Below are 18,271 nucleotides of genomic sequence, written 5' to 3' on the forward strand. Positions count from 1 at the left end.
AGAAGATGGTAAGCAAAATGAGATGGGCAATGCTGGCTGGCCTGTTCACAGCAATGGCGTCTGCCCACGCGGGCGGAACCGCCACGGTGGAGTGCAGCAAGCCTGGTGACGCGTTCGGACCTAACCCGGTCCCCGTTCTGCAAGTCACATACAACACGGGTTCAGATGCCAGTACGCCGGGGCTGTTTTGGTTTGGCATCATTTCTCAGGACCAAACGCTTGGCTCTGTGTTGACGCCGCAGGGCTGGCAGAACTACACAGGCGGTCTCTACCCGTTTCAAGCGCGCTATGACAATGGGCTGCTGCAGCGTATCACGCTGTCGATCCCATTTCCTGATGGTGCGCAGACTACGGCGGCATTCCTCGGGTACAGCGTCTATGCGGGACATGGCGCCTACTCGTATGCCAACCGCCAAAAGGTTGCCGACCGCCGCGACTCATTGAACAGGGTGAAGCCGGAGATGGTTGCTAAGGGCCGCTGGCGGCCGCAGTTTGACACCGACGACACCTATATTTGGTCCTTGATCCAAAAAGACATGGTGGACAACAACAAGTACGGGCCAATCCTGAAAATCCCCTATGTTGACTGCACGCCACCTTTGGTTGGGGGCAATTCATGAGTCACGCGCCGAGTGATAGTGAATTCGTTGAGACGGGTTTTACTACCGAGGAGGTGGCAGACGACATGGCGCCCGAAAACTCAGCCGCTGCTGCCTGGACATGCGCGTTTCTTAAGGCTGTTCAGCAGCCATCGGAGAGCCGCGTGCCGAGCCAATCGTCATGAGCGCGCAGGAGGGTGCTGTAGCAGGTGAAAGGAATTGGGGGCAGTTTGTCGCGAGGGCGGACTTCGACAAACTGGCCCCATTGGCTCAAGCCCTGTTCCTGCAGGATGCAATGAGCCAGTTGGGCATGACCAGGAAGGAGCAGTTTGCCCAGCGGATTGGCGTCTCGAAAAAATGCTTGAACAAGTGGATGGCTCGCCATGGAACATCGGAGTTCAGAAACATGCCATCGATGGCGTGGAAGTTCATAGGCGAGATCTTGGCGCACACGGCCGCTCAGTCTTGACGCTGACCCCGCCACATGTACAATGTGCATTAAATGCTGTGTCTTTTGCTGCAAAAGATCTATGGAGAGGGTGATGAAGGTCGGGACGAAAGTTTTGCTCGTGGGGACGACTCTGCTTTGCCTGCAGGGTAACGTGAACGCTGGTAGCGTCGCCGGCTTTGGTGGCTCGACGGAGGTCACGCAGATTCTGAACAATCTGCAACTCATCCAGAGCTATGAGCAACAGGTGCAAGCGTATGTGCGCCAGGGGCTTCAAGTCCAGCATGAATTGCAGAATCTGATCGCCAATCCGACTTCGGTCCTCGGCCCGGAAGTTGGACAGATGATCAACACCATCGGGCAGATCTGGAACGGCGGAAATACCATGGGCTACAACCTCGCGCAGATCGACAAGAACTTTGCGACGACGTTCAAGAGCCCCACGGCCGGCAATTTTGCCAAGATGTTCACATCCTGGCACCAGACCAATACGGACACGCTTCAATCAGCGCTGCGGACAATTGGGACGCAGCGCGACCAGTATGCATCGAGCCAGGCCGCTCTGACGGACCTCTACAACCGCAGTCAGGCCACCAACGGCAATTTGGACTCCCTGCAAACGCTTTCGCAGATCAACATTCGTCAGATTCAAGAATTGCAGAAGCTGCAGGAACTGATGGCGAGCCAAGCCCAAGCAGCGACTACCTATATGGCCTCCCAGACGGCGAAGGATCAGAAGGGCCTGGATGATGCAACGGGGCTCATGCAGCCTTATCAAAGGCCGATACCTGCGGCACAATCTGCGCCAGCGCCAAAGTGGAACCTCTTTGGCCGTTGATTGAACTTCGGAGAATCTTGAGTGAAAAAATACATTGCAATCGCCATGCTGTCGCTTGCTGTTGCAGCCTGCAACCAAAACGAGAGCACCTCGAATAAGAGCCAAGAAAGTGTGGTGGTGCCGGCTCTTGGGGTGAGTGGAACTTACTCTTCCGGGAAGGATACGTTCATCTTCTCTTCGGATGGTAAGGTCACCCTTAAGAATAATCTTGTTTCGGACAAGATTGCGGCCTATACGATCGAATCGGGAAAGGTGACTGTGAAATCCCCGCAGGGATTTCCAATCGTCCTAACGATTAACTCCGATGGATCTCTGACGTCGGACTCGCAAATCAATTACAAGAAAACAGACTAAACCAGAGGTCGGAAATGAAACTACGTCAACTGTTGATCGCGGCTTTGCTGATGTGTCTGACTTCGGTTGCATTTGCCCAGTCGCAAGCAATTGGAGCGGATACTGTTTTGGGCATGATCCAGCAGGCTATGGTGCCTGCGGTCAATAAGTTGACGGCACAGGCCATATCATGGCTTGGGGTATTCGCTACGCTGCAGTTCTTTATCACCAACTATAACCTCTTGAAGTCGGATGGGGATATCCAGTCGGTACTTGCAAAAGTATTCGGGGCTGTAGCGTGGGTCGGCATTTGCATCTATATCATCAACAACGGGCCACAATTTATTCAGGCTGTCGGCAATCAGATGATGGGTCTATTGGGCGTAGATCTGCCTAGCCCGGGTAGCATCATCACTAAGACGGTTGGCGTTGCTGCAGCAATGTCGGCTATCGCACTTGGTGTTGGTTCAATTCCATTTGCTGGCACCACAGCGGGACAGTTGCTCCTTTATATTACATTGGGTCTTTTGGCCGTTGGGTTGTTTTTTGCTTTCAAGATATTCATGCTCCAACTGGAGTTGGGCCTGATAGTAATGCTTTCGCCATTGAGCTTCGCTTTTTTGGGTCTGAATACTTTGAAGGATCAAGGCATTGCCCCGTTTAAAGCGTTACTGTCGCTGACCTATCGAATTATTCTTCTGACGGTTATCTTGACCGCGTACAATCAGATTAGCGATTTGGTTTCGAACACTGTGTCTGGATTTAGTGTCGATACCTTCAGAGGTAGCGGCCTGGGAGAGGTAGCGAATGTCTTGCTAACGGCCCTCGGGGCCTATGTGCTGCTTGCCTATCTCACATACAAATCTGATGCTGTTGCAGCTTCCTTGGCTTCCGGCTCGACCTCCATGGGTACGGGTGATGTGGCTCAGGCCGCAGCGGCTGGTGCCGCAGTCGGGGCTGCCATTGCGACGGGCGGCGCCTCTGCTGCGACAGCGGCTGGCAAAGTACCGCAATCGATGTCCTCATTCATGGACAAGCTGATGGCTAGTGGCTCGATCTCAAATGCGTCTCCGATGGGCGGTGGCGGCGACGCACCGGTGTTCACTCCTCCGGCGCCCGCTATGTCTGTTGGTGCCCCCGTCGCGGACAACGCTTCCGCCGCTTTGCCGCCCAGCAGGCCTGAAAGTCGGGCTGGCGCGGCTCCCGCAAAGCCGAATGTTGCCTCGGGCCGTTACGGTGGCGAAATGCCAGACGGTGCTGGCGTGCAGCGGGACGCAACGAACTCGTCAGGCCCGGCACAACAAGCTGCGGCCGAAGCTCCGGCCGAAACACCGAGCGGTACGACTCCTGCGGCGACGGATCCAGTTACGGTCACGCCGGCAAGCGCTCAGGGCAATACTGCGGCAGGCGGCAGCCCAAGTGCAGCGGCTCCGTCGTCTTCTGAGCAGGCAGCGCCCGGATCCGCGAGCAGTGCAAGTATCGGTGGCAAGCCGAATTTGGAGAAGGATTTGTCGAGGCTTGTGGACCACCTGGTGTCACAGCAGCAAGGGCCAAGGAAGCCGACGCTGGGGGAACGGCTGGGCGAAGCCAACAAGCACGTTTCGCAAGAGCAGGCTGCAACGCACGTTTCCATCAACTCCCATCACGCGGATTGATCGCGCACTCGCGGGGGGACTTTTGCTGCAAAAGTCTCCGCATTTAATTGTGTAGGCCTTTCTTCGAGGCTCAAGTACAACAAAACATGTTCAACCTTCGCAAGAAATCGAATGAGGCAGAAGTTGCTGCGACTAAGCCACGTACCGGTGGTGAAGACACGCCCTGGACAAATGCTCAAGCAGCCTACGAAGACCGCGTCCTACGTGTGCAGGCGCAAATCGCCAATTGGCGCATGTTCGCGTTTATTTCGCTCGGAATCGCCGGCTTGGCAGTCGGTGGCGCGATTTGGATTGGCGCGAAATCGAAGTTCATTCCGATGGTCTTTGAAGTAGACAAGCTCGGGCAAGTGGTCGCAGTAAAGGCTCTCCATGGTGATGAAGCCGTGACAGATCCGCAGCGCTTGGTGTACCGCGAGATGTTCGATTTGATCGAGAACCTTCGAAGCGTGACCACTGATCGCCAGGCCAACAACTCGCGGCTTAGCAAGGGCTTCTCTCGGCTGACCGGAGCTGCCGAAAGATACGTCAAGACAGAGCTGCGCAAGGCTCCTCCGAATGATGTCGGCGCAAACAAGACGGTCCAAGTGATTGTCCGCTCGGCGTTGAGGCTGACCGGAAAAAGCTGGCAAGTGGACTGGGAGGAGCACTCCTTTAGCCTGGCAGGTGAAGAAATTGGCGTGGCGCGTTGGCGTGCCACGGTGCAGTACGAACTTAATCCCTCACCAGACGAAAAAGTCTTCCGTAGTAATCCGACCGGTTTCACGGTGACGGAGATGCAGTGGCAAGAGGTTGTGAAGTAACGCAAGCGAGAGAGGAATAGACGATGAGTAAGAAACTGATTCTCGCTGCGTTTGCGGCGGTCTATACGATTAGTGGCATGTCGGCGGCCTGCGCGGCGGGTCAGCGCTACAACGTCCTGGAGGATGCAGTATTGGCACAGGCCAAGCGCTGGCAGTCGGGGGAGAAGGCGAAGGCGTTGATGTCGTCCGACGGCAAAGTGGTTTTTCCATTTGGGCAGGCTATGCCGAAGCTCACGTGTTCGCCGAGCCGAGCGTGCGACATCGAGATGGAGCCTGGCGAAATGCCGCGAAAGGTCGTCCTAGGGGATCAGGCGAACTGGATGTGGGAAGCTGCCGATTCCATTGAAAAGGGAAGGACGGTCAATCACGTCGTGGTTCAACCAAAGGACAGTGATGTCGAGTCGAACCTGATCATTACCACGGACCGGCGCACGTACCACATCAAGCTCTATGCCCCCAAGACCGAGGGCGTGTACCTGAACCGGATCGGCTTCTACTACCCTGAGCAATTGGTTTCCTCATGGGACGACAAGATGGGGCGCGCGGCCGAAACGAAGGCCAAGGACGAAGCTAGCAACGTTATGCCGGCCGCCGTCGCGCCGGACAAGATGGCCTTCGACTATCGGATCGACGGTGATGCCGACTTTCGGCCGATTCGTGTCTTCAACGATGGCGAGCGGGTGTACATCGCCATGCCGGACGACATTCGCCACAGCGAGTATCCGACGCTTCGATTGATTGACGACGAGGGTAAGGCCATGGTCGTGGACTATCGACGCACCGTGGACGAGAAGACCGGAACAATCCACTACGTGGTGGACAAGCTATTCAGCAAGGCGGAGCTGATTCGAGACAGCGAGAAAGTCCAGATCATTTGGAAGCGCAAAGAGAAGTCGCGTTTCGCTTTCTGGGGGCGTGGCTGATGGCTGAAGCTGATGGTGGCAAGAAGGTCGATGCATTCTCGCTCGATGCTGGCGTGCCCAAGATCGAGGGCTCGATCCGTCCAAATCCGAAGTATGCCGACCGCATCTCCAAACGAGTTATTGGGGTCGTGGTGGCCATCATCCTGTTGATGGTCGGGATCTTCTTCGCGGCCCTAGACGCCATGGATCGAAAGAAGAAAGACCACCAGGAAACGACAGAGGTAGACAAGAAAAAGCCTCAGCCTGGTAAGGTGGCCGATACTGTAGTCCCCAAGGACTTGACTGATGCGCCGATGGGCGATGCGGCGGCTACAGGGGCCGCGAGTCTAGTCGGTTCGGCGCCAAAGGTGCAGGATGATCTCCTCGGAAGTACTTCGGGCTCGCCATCGTTGACTGGCGGTGCAGCGGGCGGCTTCACGCCAACTGCACCGATGGCAGCCAGTGGCGTGCCTGGGCTTAAGCCCGGCCAGGTGCAAGGGCGCGGCGCTGCGTCCTATGCGGGCGCCGGCGACAATGACCTGGGCAGCGGCACGACGATGGCCCCTACGCCAACCCCAACCCCCGCGCCTGTAACCGCAGAGCAGCAGGCGGAGCAGATAGCCAAACAAAATAGGCTAAAGCGGCTCGAACAGGCACGAAACAATGGGCTGAGTGCCAAGAGCTACTCAGGCGACGACAAGAAGAATGGAGCGGGTGCGACGCCAGCGGGCTTGCCAGCCAACTTGCAGGCGCAACTCGCGGGGATGCCGTCCTCCGCCGCACAAAGCCAGATGGCACAGAAGTCGGATTCGGAGCAGGACGAAAAGCTGAGCTTCATCAAGAATGCTGGGAAGGATGATCGCAGCTACTTGCAGCACACGCAGCAGTCCCCCGTCTCGCGCAATGAGTTGAAGCGAGGGTCGTACTTGCCCTTACGCCTTGAGAGCAACATCAACTCAGGGCAACCGGGTATGGTCCGTGCCCGCGTGACAGAGGATGTATATGACACCGTAACGGGTTGCCGTTTGCTGGTTCCTGCGTTGACGATGGTGCAAGGCGTCTATGACTCCAAGGTAGCGGTAGGACAGACGCGCAACCTGGTGGTTTGGAACTACATGGGCTTCGAAGACGGGTCGGAGCTAAACCTGGGCGCGATGCAAGGCTATGACAGTTCAGGTGCGGCCGGCATCGAAGCCGATGTGGACAACCACTACATAAGGTTGTTCGGACTCACGTTCGGGATGTCGCTGATTACGGCAGGCGTTCAGTTGTCCGTTCCGTCAACGCCGTCAAACACAACCGCGCAGACGCCTCAGCAGAGTATTGCGAACGCATTGACTCAGCAGTATGGGCAACTCGGCGCCCAGCTTATTGGGAAGTATCTGTATGTCCAGCCGACGTTGCAGAACTACGCTGGTGAGCGTTTCATGATCATGCTGCCGTTGAGCATCGTGTTTAAGAAAGTCTGGCGAAATCGCTGCGGTGGAGGGGCTTCTTAGGGAGAGTTCTCTTACGTTCCCCCACTGGGGGCTATCCTCCGCGACAGACGAACAGTGTATGCTTCTGGATTCAGACAATATTAACCTAGGCATTATGAACACGGAGTTCGTCCCAGCCCAGACATCCGTCCCGAACTGGTTGATGACCTACTGTCGCCAGCTCGCGGACGTGCACTACCAGCGCAAACTGAACAAGATGTATGTTCACATGCTGGAAAGCTTCTTGGCGTATGAACCCTGGAAGGCTAACCCGCCTTTTGAATGGCGGTTGGCCAGGATTCACAGGACGACAGGCGGTGCCAGCGTACGGCGGGACACTGACTCTGGATGGGTCCCGATGAACATGGTGTTGCCTACAGTGCTCGTGGATCGCATGAAGCATACCATCGAACAAGTCAACGCCAACTATTCGTCTGTGCTGCCGAGGTCGCTTTCGCTACGGACGTTCCTGTACACCGCAATCTGCTGGTGGTGTATTGCTGTCTATCCGTATGAGGGGCCTGGGCTCATCAACAGTTGAGCCCAGACGTGCTTGATGGCTTTTGCTGCAAAAGATTCTTGCTCAATCCCCTTGCGAGCGCCCCATTGGGGCGCCTACAATGCGCATTATTATATGCGCACAGCTTGCGCATTTTGCTTAGGGTGAAAGCGAGAGGCAAAACCGATGCAAACCAGAAAGACGCAGAAGAGCCCGAAGACCAAGATCATTGTTGTCATCAATCAAAAGGGCGGGCCGGGAAAGACGACGCTGTCGTTTCATTTGGCGCACGCTGGCCTTGAGAACGAGCACTCCAAGGTGCTGTGCCTGGATTTGGATTCGCAGGGCACTTTGAGTCAGTATCTGACTGACGATCTCGACGTGATCTCGGTTACTCAAGGCGGCGTCGGCGACCTGTTTGAGGGCGCGACGCCTCAGCCGCAAAAGACGACGCATCCGCAGATTGATCTCTTGCACGGGCATCGAGAACTCGACCGGTACGACGCCGACCAAACAGCCGAAGAGCGAGCGTACTCCACCGAGATGCCCGATTTGCTTCGCGGGCTTGGCTACGACTACATCATCATTGATACGCCGCCTGCTGTGGGGTTGCGTCACTTGTCGCCGCTCTTCTGGGCGGACATCGTTGTGATTCCCCTTGAGCCCGCCATGTCGGGCATCTCCGGCTTTCAGAACGTCCTCCAGGTCGTTGACGAGTCGATCAGTGCGCTCAACCCGAAGCTGAAGTGGGTTGGGGTAATGAATCGCGCCAATATGCGCGTGAAGTCGCAGAGGGAAAAGGACACCTGGATGCGCAAGAACTACGGGAACAAGATTCTGGCGACACTCTCCACGCGAACGGCAGTGGCCGAGGCTATGGAGGAGAGCCCCGCGAGGCCCGTTTGGTCTCACCGTGGGGCACCGAAGGAGTTGCGTGACCAGTGGCGCCAAGTCTGCGCCGAGATCGTGTGCAAGTGAGCTCTGGCCGAGCCGTGCACGTGGGTCGAGAGAATTTGGAGAGATGAATGATTACGAAGAGATCTTCGGCACTTGAGAAGTTGAGCCGTCGTGCCGCGCCAGTCGCGGACGATGAGGGTAAGGCCGTAGCCATCCCGCTGGACAAGATCCGTTTCGACCCGACGCAACCGCGTCAGGCTTTCCACCACCCGGACGGTCGAGTGGCTGAGGATGACGAAAAGGATCTCGATGAACTCGCGCAGTCGATTGAAGAGCAGGGGCTGATTCATCCGATCACTGTTGAGTCGATTGGCGATGGCACGTACCGAGTTGTCGTGGGTGAACGCCGCACGCGAGCCTACCTAAAGCTGGGTCGGACGACAATCCAGGCGAAGATCCGCGACGACCTGAAAAATCCGAAGAAGCGCTTGGTTTATCAAGTCGCGGAGAACGTCAACCGAAAGGATCTGACGGATGCTGACATGGCCAAGTCTATCCGCAGCCTGATGGAAGGGACGCCAGAAGTCGAGCCCATGACGCAAACGCAAATTGCCAAGGCGCTGGGCAAAAGCGAGGGTTGGGTGAGTCGGTATGTCAAATTCGGTGATGAGGAGCAGCAGCGGTTGTGGGTACAGACCGGGATCGCGGACACGGTGGAAAACTTCTACCGCCTTTCTATCCTGCCTATGCCTGTCCAGGCCGACATTCAGCGCAGGGTGCAGCTCCCCGAGGATGATCCCGAGCGCTTGCCGAAGCCGCTGACCCGCATCCAAATCGATGAGTTTACGCGTGAGGCGAAGGCGGCAAAGCGGGCTCCACTGGCCCCTGCAGCGTCGCCGCGCAATCTCGAAGAGTATCGGGCTCCTTCCCAAAGCACTGAGCAACGGCCTGACGCCCCTGGTGCTACGGTTGGCGAAAAAGGTCCGACTGACCCTGTGTTGCGGGCGTTTGAAGAGATGGCGGAGCAAGGGCGCATGCAGGGGACCGCGCAGCAAGATTCGGGTACGCAGAAGTCCTCATCCGTGTCGAGTATCGGCGCGGGATACAAGCTCCCGGAGGATGCGCGCGCCCAGATTCTGGGCGCGGCCAGCGTCACGCTTAGCAAATCCGAGAAGGCTGCGGCTCAGCCCCCGGTGAGTGTGCGCGTGCCTGTGGCGAGCCTGCAGGCCTTGCTGCAAAGGCTGGAGCCTGCTGACAAGGAGGCTCTGGCCGGCATGCAGTTGAGCATCAATTTGCCTGGCCCGTTGGCTGAACGGATCGCGAACGTGCTGACCGGCGTGGTGGTAGATGCGAGCGAGGTGCCGGCAGTTGTACAAAACGAACTGGTGAAGCTGCAATAGCCGTTGGAATGCAGGCCGCTCCTGGGAGCCTCCGGCGTCCGGAAGCGGTTGTCTCATATGAGGCGAGATCTCGCTGCCGTACTGACGGACGGTCTTGTTGAGCGAAGTATTAAAAAATGCAAATTAGAATCGGTCGCGCCATTCGTGGCACGTGGTGCCCCCTTGATTGAGGTCGCATTGCTACGCACGCCACTGAGCTCAAGGAGTACTAATCATGTATCAAATCGCTGGCAATACCTACACACCAGATGATCAACGGCTGAACCAGGCTCTTGCCGGAGTGTACGGGTCTGACCGGCGGCCGCTGTGCATGTGTCGTGGTTCGGGTATCGAGATGTACGTGGCAAAGCTCGGACATCAGTACGTCATCAAGCGCATGCCGAACACGGGCGCGCAGCACGCCACCTCCTGCGAGTCCTACGAGCCGCCAGCGGAATTGTCGGGGCTCGGCGAGGTGATGGGAGGGGCGATCCAAACCAACTTGGCTGACGGCGTCACCACGCTCAAATTCGATTTCGCGCTTTCCAAGAACGGATCGCGTGCCGCGCCGGCACCCAGCGGCGCTGAGCACGATACCGTCCGCACAGACGGCAAGAAACTCACACTTCGCGGTCTACTGCACTACCTGTACGACGAGGCCGGCTTGACCCGCTGGTCGCCGGCCATGGCCGACAAGCGCAACTGGTGGGTCGTGCGCAAAGCCTTGCTTCTGGCTGCGAGCGACAAGGTTGCGAAGGGGGGGGCTGTTGCAGACCTCATGTACATTCCAGAGAGCTTTTCACTAGACAAGAAGGACGAGATTACTCGTCGGCGCCTTGCGATTTTCAACCCGCTCGCGCAAGCAGACGGCAGCAAGCGCAAGCTGATGATGGTCGTCGGTGAAGTGAAGGAACTTGGCGATGCGCGCTTCGGCAAAAAGATGGTGCTCAAGCATCTGCCTGACGCGCACTTCTTCATGAACGATGACCTGTACACGAGGCTGCTAAAGCGCTTCGAGCATGAACTAGCACTTTGGGGCGGGATGGAATCTTCGCACCTTCTGGTCGTAGGTACGTTCGGCGTGAGCGGCGCTGGCGTTGCGTCTCTGGAAGAGGCCTCGCTGATGCTCGTGAACGAGAACTGGCTACCTTACGAGAGTGTGGACGACAAAATGCTGGTGGACGCGTTGACCACGCAGAACCGGAGGTTTGTTAAGGGGTTGCGCTACAACCTGCCGTCGTCCACTCCCCTGGCCTGCGCGGTGCTTTCCGACACAGCCACTCCGGTCGCGATGTATATCACCTCATACGGCGCTTCAGACGAGTTTCGCAAGCAACTACACGAGTTGATCGAGGAAAGCACGCTCGAAGCGTGGACATGGGACACGGCGAATGAAATGCCGGCGTTTCCAATGGCGGAGGCAAGGCCGGCTCGCAAGTGATATCTGCGAACTCTCTCGGCTGCGCCAGGACCAGAACAACTTAGAAAAAGGATATTGCTTTGCGTATTCGATGGGGCGCTAACGTCGTCAACGGGGCAGAGCTCATTTGGGAACCGGGCCGCGTTGCGAATCCCCATATCGGGGTATTCGCCGATAGTGGTATGGGCAAGACAACCATGCTGCGTCGTATTGTGGCCGCGATGAAAGAGACCGGTCATCCGCGCGTGCGCTTTCATGTATTCGACGGTCACGGAGATATCGACATCCCGGAGGCGTCTTCGGTCACGTTCCATGAATCGTCCGATTTTGGATTCAATCCGTTGGAGCTGAGTGCTGATCCAGAGTTTGGTGGCGTCCGTAAGCGAATCCAATCCCTGATCATGGCGATCAACCGGACGTCGGTCAGGCTGGGGCCAAGACAGGAGCGTGCGTTGTCGCGGCTGCTGGTGGCGCTATACCGACGCGAGGGCTTCGTGATGGAAGACCATACTACATGGGCTGCGGACCCCGCGAACGGCAAGCGTTATCCAACCCTGCTTGATGCAATCGAATATGGCAGGGAGCGGATCAAGGTCATGGCGACAGGGTCCAACGAGCGGGCTGTCAGCGCGTTACAGGACGTTTTCCGTGCGACAAAGCAGATGCGGATCAAGGAGGCGTCACTTTCGCGCGCGAGCGGTGACGATGGGGTGGCGATAGCAAAGCTTGAACGCGAGCTGCAGGCGGTGCAAGAAAAAGCGATCGCTTGTTTCACGGAAGCCGTGAAGACTGCGCGCACTGGTGATGAGTTCGACGATGCGCTCGAAGCGGACGGGCAGAAAGAAACGCTGGAGTCGGTGGTTGATCGTCTCGAAAACCTGTACCAGATCGGCATCTACCGGAATACGCCGCCACCACTCGACCCGCGCAGCAGGGTGTGGCGTTACATCATCAAGTCGCTGAGCCGGGATGAGAAAAAGCTGTTCACGCTTACCAGGCTGGAAACCATCTTCACGCGCGCCGTGCAGCGTGGCATTACCGATGAGATCTTGGACATCGCCGTACTGGACGAGGCGCATTGGTACAGCGATGACGCGGAAGATTACGTGGTCAACCGTATGGTGCGGGAGGGCCGCAAATTCGGCACTAGCATGGTCTTTGCCACTCAATCGCCAAAGGATTTGGCGGACATTCTCATCGGCAATCTTGGCACAAAGCTCTATTTGGGACTCGATCACACGAACAACACTTATGCGGTCAGAAAGCTGGGGCTAAGCGAGGCTTTACTCAAGTCCATCATTCCGCATCGCAGGGCGCTAGTTCAAATGAAGGGGGTTGGCGAGTTGGCTAGCGGGGCAACCATGGTCAGCCTTGGCTGAAACGGACGGCAATTGCCCAAAGAAAGTCTTGTAGTCGCTTGGGGCAGGAAGGGCGTTCGGTAAGAGGCGACCCGAGTTACGGCACTTCATTGTCATAGAGACAAGATTCAAATCCAGTAAGTCCCCACTTGCGGAGGGTTTAGTTGCGCGATTGCCGGCCGACATCTGTGAGATGGCCTGACAACTATTGTGGTCAAGATGTTGACTTGCATCATGTCCCACAGGTCTGGGATGTGATGATTGCCCCTCCTAATGAGGGGGGTGCACAACTGTTAATTAGGTGTTAATCTGCCCTCGTGGCATTAGTCTAGTACCGTGCTCAGTGCGGGTGTCTTGTAACAAAAAGTATCCTTGCGGTAATCCATATGACGGTCTCCATCGTTCGCCCAATTGCGGTTCTCTCCATTAACTATCCGGAGGGACCGATTGCCGATGCTATCGAAGCAGAGGTTCAGCAGTTTCTTCCGCCCGTGAGTGGTTTGGACGGCGCGTTGACCGAAAGTGAACGATTGGAGGCCTACGCTCGTGCGATTCACGAGGAGCGTAGTGAATTTATCGCCATGTACGGTGATGCTTTCGGTTGGGAAAAGCGCAGCGTGCCGCGTGAGCCAGCTCGGCAATCGGTCGATCGTTTCATTGGCGCCGTCGTTAGTGCCGAATAACCGTGCCACGCCCTCCTCGGTGCATGTCCCTTCTTGTAAGATAGAGAGTTTGGTTACTCTCATCTGATCATGGAAGGCTGGACGGAAGACGAATTCCGGCGCGTGGCGCGGAATACGCGTATCAGCAAGCGAACCCTTGAGGCGTGCAAGGATGTGCTGGTTGACGGATTGTCTGGCATTGCTGCCGCCGAAAAGCACAAGATGTTCGCCCCGCAAATTTCGCGGGCCATCACGACTCTGCGGGAAAAGCAGGCTGAAATGATGGAGTTCGCCGCTGTCTGCAAGGATGCGGACGAAATGCTGCAATACATGGCCACTGAAGTCGCTAAAGCGCTATATGGCCAAGATTTTCAGTGCGCACTCGCTCAGCCAGGGCAACTCTATGAGGGGCCGCTGGTTGTCCAATCAAAAGGGTACCTTGTTCAGAAGGTGGGCCGCATTGGGATCCTACATGACGTCTCACGCTTCGAGGACATACCTCCCCTTCATGCAGACCTGCGAATTGCCTACGACAAGGCGGGCGGTTTGGCAAAGGTAAGTGCAGTCCAGGCGCAGGAGAAGGGTAAGGGTCCGGAGCGCTGATCCGGACGTACTTGTCTTCACGTCTAGACGCGGCACTCAGTACCTGTGATTCCCCGGTACGGTCTTTTGCAGCAAAAGTGGCACCAATAGGGCTCATTAAATATTGAGGTGTATCCATGGCGGAAAAGTCCAAGGTCGAGCAACTGAAAGAGCGCTTCGCGCAACAGGCGCGGGCAGGCATCCCATTCAATCCTGTTGACGGCGTGGACATCAAGGGCGCGAACGTGGAGCGGCTGAAAGTTGGGATGGAGACTTTCGGCTGGAAGGACTACCGCTTCGTCACTGCGGAACAGGCACGGGCCAATGGCTGGACGGTCCCGGCCAAGGCGAACACGGTTCGCATCACGACGCGCAATGCCGCAAATGGCTCTGTGGGAGAAAAGACGCTTTACAACGCGTCGAACGTCCGGGGCATGCCGTCATTGGAAGCCATGCTCGCTATGTCCGACGAGGCCCTTCTGAAAATGCGGGGCGAGGATGTCGAGGCAGAAGCGCCCGAGGCGCAGCAAAGCGTAGCGGAGCCTGAGGCTGATACGCCAGCGCCAGCGGGCGGAGAGGTTGAAGATGACGTCGTGATAGGGCCCGCGCCCGGTCCGGAGCGGTCGGTTGCGCTGGTGCAGGATGCAGAGCCGGAAGGTGTCACCGATCTCTTCCTTGGCGAGCCCGTAGGGGAACTTGATAGTCCGGTGGAGCAGGTAGCGACGGCGGACGTGGCGAATCGCCCTGACGTAGCGCCGGCGCAGGCGGCGCCTACAGAGCCGGCCGTCGAGGCGGATTTCGCGGTGATGGCACCTTACTGGCTCGACGGCCTGCATAACTATGAGGGCATCGAGCTGGCCAGGCAGGTGAACCAGTTGATCGAGGCAGAGAAGCTGGCAAAGAACAAAGCCGCGATTGCCACCTTGCTCAGCTCCTATCCGGATAGTCGCAGTCTGGGCGTCGATATCGTTGCGCGCTCGAAGTACCTCAATGATCCTCACCTCAAGGCAAACACGGCCGAACCGACCCAACTGTTAGGCGGCGAACTGGTGCGGGATAAGGAGGGTGCATACCGACCGACGGCTGGAGGCCTGGCGGTGCTGCAGGACAAGGGCACGTCGCTCGTGCTCAAGAACAAGACCGAGCAGGCCTACAGAGGGGCGATGGAGTTGGCTCTGGCGAAGGGCTGGAAGGCCATCGAACTGAAAGGCAAGCCCAAGATGCTGGCCCAAGCATGGCTCGAAGCCCAGATGATGGGGCTTCAGGTGGTCAACTACACGCCTACCGAGCAGGACCGTGAGCGACTCGCGCAGCGCATGGCCGAAGAGGTGAGAAAGCGCGAGGCTGCGGCGGCAAGGGCCGAGGCGCTTACCCCTGAAACGGTGGAAGTGCGCCCGGTTGTGGATGCTACGGGCAAAGAGGTCATGGCCACGGTTAAGTACACCGTTGCGCGCACAGGCACTCACACGGAGCCGTCCAACGCAGCGAACGATCCTGAAGTGACCACACCGTTCGATGAGCCAGTGGTCACGCGCACAGTCACGCGCGTAGATGGGTTGGTTCGAGACGACGTCGTTGCCGGCGTGACGAAGGTCGCGGCGCGCGGTGTCGGGTATGCGGGACAAGCGCGGTCAGCGATCGCAGCATCCCTAGTTGATCACGAAGTCGATGCTGCGATGGATGAGGTCAGGGCTGAACAGACCGCGATAGTGGATCTGGAAAAAGGGGCACGCTTGGTCGCGCATGGCGCTGCGCCCTATGACCACAACCCGAAGAACAAGGCCAGCTACTTTGTCACGGTCGAGAGCGAGAGTGGTCAGTCCCGGACTGTTTGGGGCAAGGATCTTGAGCGCAGCCTCTCAGCAGCAGGCGCCCAGCCTGGCGACGTTGTTTCGCTGATCCAGGGCGGCCGAGAGCCAGTGGAGGTCGAGGTCGAGGGGCCTGACGGCACGAAGGACTGGAAGACGGCGCATCGGGTGAATTGGAACACGGCAGTCCTGTCACGAGCTGCAGAGGTGGCGCAGGAACCGACTGTCGACGTTGCCAGCAGTGGGCTGTTTCTCGGTCCAGTCGTGCGTGTCGAGGAAGGGCGTATCGCGCAGAAGGCAGGCCGCGACCCCAACAAACTCGTTTGGCATGACATCTCCAAACTGCAGGGCAAAGTGCCTGGTGTCGGTGACTGGGCGGAGATCAACTATAGCGGTGGCGTCGGGCAGGTGAAGGAGCAGCAGAGCGCGCAGGAGCTTGCGCGATAGGTGCTATCGAGGCAGGCCCTTCGAACAACCTGAACCGATCCCAAATGAGCCGCCGTGTGCGGCTCCAACTCATATCAAAGGACAACGCCATGTGGTTCCGCAACCTTTCAATTCACAGGCTGGGAGCGTTCAGCCTGAATGCCACCGAGTTGTCGCAGGCGCTAGCGAAGCACGCATTCCATCCAGGTACCACCCTTGAAATGCAGACCACCGGTTGGGCCTCTCCGCGCGACAACGGTGAGCTTGTACATGCAGTCGAGCGCCAAATGCTGCTGACACTGCGTACCGAGAAGAGGCTGTTGCCGGCGAGCGTTGTCAATCAGGTCACGAAAGCCCGTGCGGCCGAACTCGAAGAGCAGCAAGGCTTCAAGCCAGGCCGCAAGCAACTCAAGGAATTGAAGGAACAGATCACGGAAGAACTGCTGCCGCGCGCCTTCAGCATCCGCAGTGACACCCGCGTCTGGATCGACCCGATTAACGGCTGGCTGGTCATCGATGCCGCCTCCGCCGCCAAGGCCGACGAGGTCCGGGGCATGCTCTTCAAGTCCGTGGACGCTTTGCATCTGACTACTTTGCAAGTCAATCTGTCGCCGGTTGCCGCGATGACGGAATGGGTCAGCGGTGACGAGGCACCTGAAGGCTTCACGATTGACCAGGATATCGAGCTGCAGTCGTCAGCAGAGAGCAAGCCAACTGTGCGCTACGCGCGACATCCGCTGGACGTGGACGACATAGGTCGCCACATCGCTGCAGGGAAGCGCTGTACCAAGCTGGCCATGACATGGAATGATCGCGTTTCCTTTGTGCTGACCGAGGGGTTGATCGTCAAACGCGTCGCGCCGCTGGATGTGTTGAAAGAAGGCAAGGCGCAAGCAGCAACGGCTGAAGAGACATTCGATGGCGACTTTCTGCTGATGGCAGGCGAGTTGAATGGCTTGCTCCGTGACCTGGTTGACTCGCTCGGCAGTGAACGCGCCCCGGAAGGGATTAACGCGGAAGCCTCGGCGCGAAATGACGGCGACGAAGTCGCGAATCGATTGCGTAATCGCGACCGCGCTGTTGAGCAGCAGCCTGCGCCGGAGCCGGCATGACGACCGTAGACCGGAGTGCTGGAACGGTCCAGTTCGGTCTCTTTGACGTTGAGTTGGACGAAGTGCGCGAACAGTTGCGCATGCGCGAAGCGACCATTCTCCGCGAGCGTCAAGCCCGCTTCGAGGCTAACAAAGCGAAGCTATTGGCCGATACGGGCGCGTGGAAAGGCGGGGAATTTTCTGAGCGCATTGATGCGCTACTGGACAGGCTCGTCCACGCGGGTGCGCCGGCACGTAGGATGCACGACGCGATCCTTGGAGGGATCAACGCTGCTGCCAAGGGAGGGCGCCTCGATGAGCACCACGTCGCCTTTGTCGAGGAAAAGGCGCGGGTCGAAGTGGCGCGCGTCAGCACGCTTGGGGAAGTCATTCCGACAAAGTGGGAGTTGCAATCTGCTACGGATCTGACGGCGGTAGATCCTAGTTGCACTCAATTGCCCGAGGCGATCCAACACGCGGCCTTGGCGCGTCTTAACGAACTTGGACCTGGGCTGGCACAGCTTGGCTTCAAATCCGAACTCGAAGTCGATACGAGTAGCCCACGGGTCGCACAAGAGCTGGCCAGTGGCATTCGTGAAGTCCACACGGCGCTCATGCTCTTGGCTGTGAACCGATACCGCGATGCAAAAGGGTACAAGCAGGCGAAAGCCGAGCGCCTCGACAACATCGAGCGGTTTGCGAGTCAGGTACTTGGAATCGATACGAAAGCGCATCCAGGCGTCAAGCTGGATTTGCCGCTCACGTCGAGTGGCATGCGACAGAAGCCGGCACGCAATCAGGCAAAGGCCGCCGAACTCCACGAATCTGTTGGAGACTCCGACACAACCCGTCAAGCCGACGTAAGCGGAATCTACGTGGGCAAGATCACGTCATTGAGTGCCGATCGTCTGGAACAAAAAATCGGGAGAGATCCGCGTGATGTGGTGGTCCACGACAGGGCAACTCTGAGCGGTGACGACGTGACGGTTGGCAACGTGGTGACGATCAGCTACGAGATGGGAATAGGCCGACTGAGCAATCTCGATCTCGCTGTAGAACAGCGCGGCAGGGGACGCTGATTAACGACGGAATTCCG

At 57.7% G+C, this 18,271-nt stretch carries 17 protein-coding genes; all 17 read left to right on the plus strand.

Annotated features, from left to right (window positions below; translation table 11 throughout):
* Positions 1–29: 29 nt before the first annotated feature.
* The 17 genes from A2G96_RS09940 to A2G96_RS10010 all read left to right on the plus strand — a co-directional run bounded on the left by A2G96_RS09940 (position 30) and on the right by A2G96_RS10010 (position 18,254).
* The gene (locus A2G96_RS09940; protein ID WP_062798843.1) at positions 30–620 is read left to right on the plus strand and encodes a hypothetical protein; all 591 of its coding nucleotides are present in this window, start codon (positions 30–32) and stop codon (positions 618–620) included.
* A gap of 160 nt (positions 621–780) precedes the next feature.
* Positions 781–1,068: a hypothetical protein gene (locus A2G96_RS34095; RefSeq protein WP_062798845.1), complete on the plus strand. Its 288-nt coding sequence runs from the start codon at positions 781–783 to the stop codon at positions 1,066–1,068.
* Positions 1,069–1,141: 73 nt separating this feature from the next.
* Positions 1,142–1,885: a TrbJ/VirB5 family protein gene (locus A2G96_RS09950; RefSeq protein WP_062802122.1), complete on the plus strand. Its 744-nt coding sequence runs from the start codon at positions 1,142–1,144 to the stop codon at positions 1,883–1,885.
* A gap of 21 nt (positions 1,886–1,906) precedes the next feature.
* Positions 1,907–2,239, plus strand: coding sequence for a hypothetical protein (locus tag A2G96_RS33185; RefSeq protein WP_150124104.1), 333 nt, complete (start codon positions 1,907–1,909; stop codon positions 2,237–2,239).
* Between the two features lie 14 nt (positions 2,240–2,253).
* Positions 2,254–3,873, plus strand: a complete 1,620-nt coding sequence (locus A2G96_RS32370; protein ID WP_082818902.1) for a TrbL/VirB6 family protein — start codon at positions 2,254–2,256, stop codon at positions 3,871–3,873.
* Positions 3,874–3,959: 86 nt separating this feature from the next.
* Complete coding sequence (locus tag A2G96_RS09955) at positions 3,960–4,673, plus strand: VirB8/TrbF family protein (protein WP_082818903.1); 714 nt, start codon at positions 3,960–3,962, stop codon at positions 4,671–4,673.
* Positions 4,674–4,696: 23 nt separating this feature from the next.
* A complete protein-coding gene (gene trbG, locus A2G96_RS09960) occupies positions 4,697–5,596 on the plus strand; it encodes a P-type conjugative transfer protein TrbG (RefSeq protein ID WP_062798854.1) in 900 nt (299 codons plus the stop codon).
* Positions 5,596–7,074 carry a TraB/TrbI/VirB10 family type IV secretion system protein gene (locus A2G96_RS09965; protein WP_062798856.1) on the plus strand — a complete coding sequence of 493 codons (1,479 nt, stop codon included), beginning with the start codon at positions 5,596–5,598 and terminating at the stop codon, positions 7,072–7,074. The genes trbG and A2G96_RS09965 overlap by 1 nt, the downstream gene beginning before the upstream one ends.
* 664 nt (positions 7,075–7,738) lie before the next feature.
* The gene (locus A2G96_RS09975; protein ID WP_062798860.1) at positions 7,739–8,530 is read left to right on the plus strand and encodes a ParA family protein; all 792 of its coding nucleotides are present in this window, start codon (positions 7,739–7,741) and stop codon (positions 8,528–8,530) included.
* Positions 8,531–8,577: 47 nt separating this feature from the next.
* Positions 8,578–9,849, plus strand: a complete 1,272-nt coding sequence (locus tag A2G96_RS09980) for a ParB/RepB/Spo0J family partition protein (protein ID WP_062798861.1) — start codon at positions 8,578–8,580, stop codon at positions 9,847–9,849.
* A 214-nt stretch (positions 9,850–10,063) separates the two neighbouring features.
* Positions 10,064–11,269 (plus strand): DUF1173 domain-containing protein, encoded by a 1,206-nt coding sequence (locus tag A2G96_RS09985; protein ID WP_062798864.1) that lies wholly within the window; start codon positions 10,064–10,066, stop codon positions 11,267–11,269.
* A gap of 161 nt (positions 11,270–11,430) precedes the next feature.
* Positions 11,431–12,627 carry an ATP-binding protein gene (locus A2G96_RS09990; RefSeq protein ID WP_062798866.1) on the plus strand — a complete coding sequence of 399 codons (1,197 nt, stop codon included), beginning with the start codon at positions 11,431–11,433 and terminating at the stop codon, positions 12,625–12,627.
* Positions 12,628–12,992: 365 nt separating this feature from the next.
* Entirely contained in the window at positions 12,993–13,289 is a 297-nt protein-coding gene (locus A2G96_RS33190) for a hypothetical protein (RefSeq protein WP_150124105.1), read from the plus strand.
* Positions 13,290–13,358: 69 nt separating this feature from the next.
* Positions 13,359–13,871, plus strand: coding sequence for a KfrB domain-containing protein (locus A2G96_RS09995; RefSeq protein WP_062798869.1), 513 nt, complete (start codon positions 13,359–13,361; stop codon positions 13,869–13,871).
* Between the two features lie 116 nt (positions 13,872–13,987).
* The gene (locus A2G96_RS10000) at positions 13,988–16,105 is read left to right on the plus strand and encodes an LPD7 domain-containing protein (protein ID WP_062798871.1); all 2,118 of its coding nucleotides are present in this window, start codon (positions 13,988–13,990) and stop codon (positions 16,103–16,105) included.
* 89 nt (positions 16,106–16,194) lie between these two features.
* Positions 16,195–17,196, plus strand: coding sequence for a recombination-associated protein RdgC (locus A2G96_RS10005; protein WP_082818904.1), 1,002 nt, complete (start codon positions 16,195–16,197; stop codon positions 17,194–17,196).
* Positions 17,193–18,254, plus strand: coding sequence for a KfrB domain-containing protein (locus A2G96_RS10010; protein WP_062798874.1), 1,062 nt, complete (start codon positions 17,193–17,195; stop codon positions 18,252–18,254). The genes A2G96_RS10005 and A2G96_RS10010 overlap by 4 nt, the downstream gene beginning before the upstream one ends.
* Positions 18,255–18,271: the final 17 nt, after the last annotated feature.

Source organism: Cupriavidus nantongensis (assembly GCF_001598055.1).
Classification (GTDB): domain Bacteria; phylum Pseudomonadota; class Gammaproteobacteria; order Burkholderiales; family Burkholderiaceae; genus Cupriavidus; species Cupriavidus nantongensis.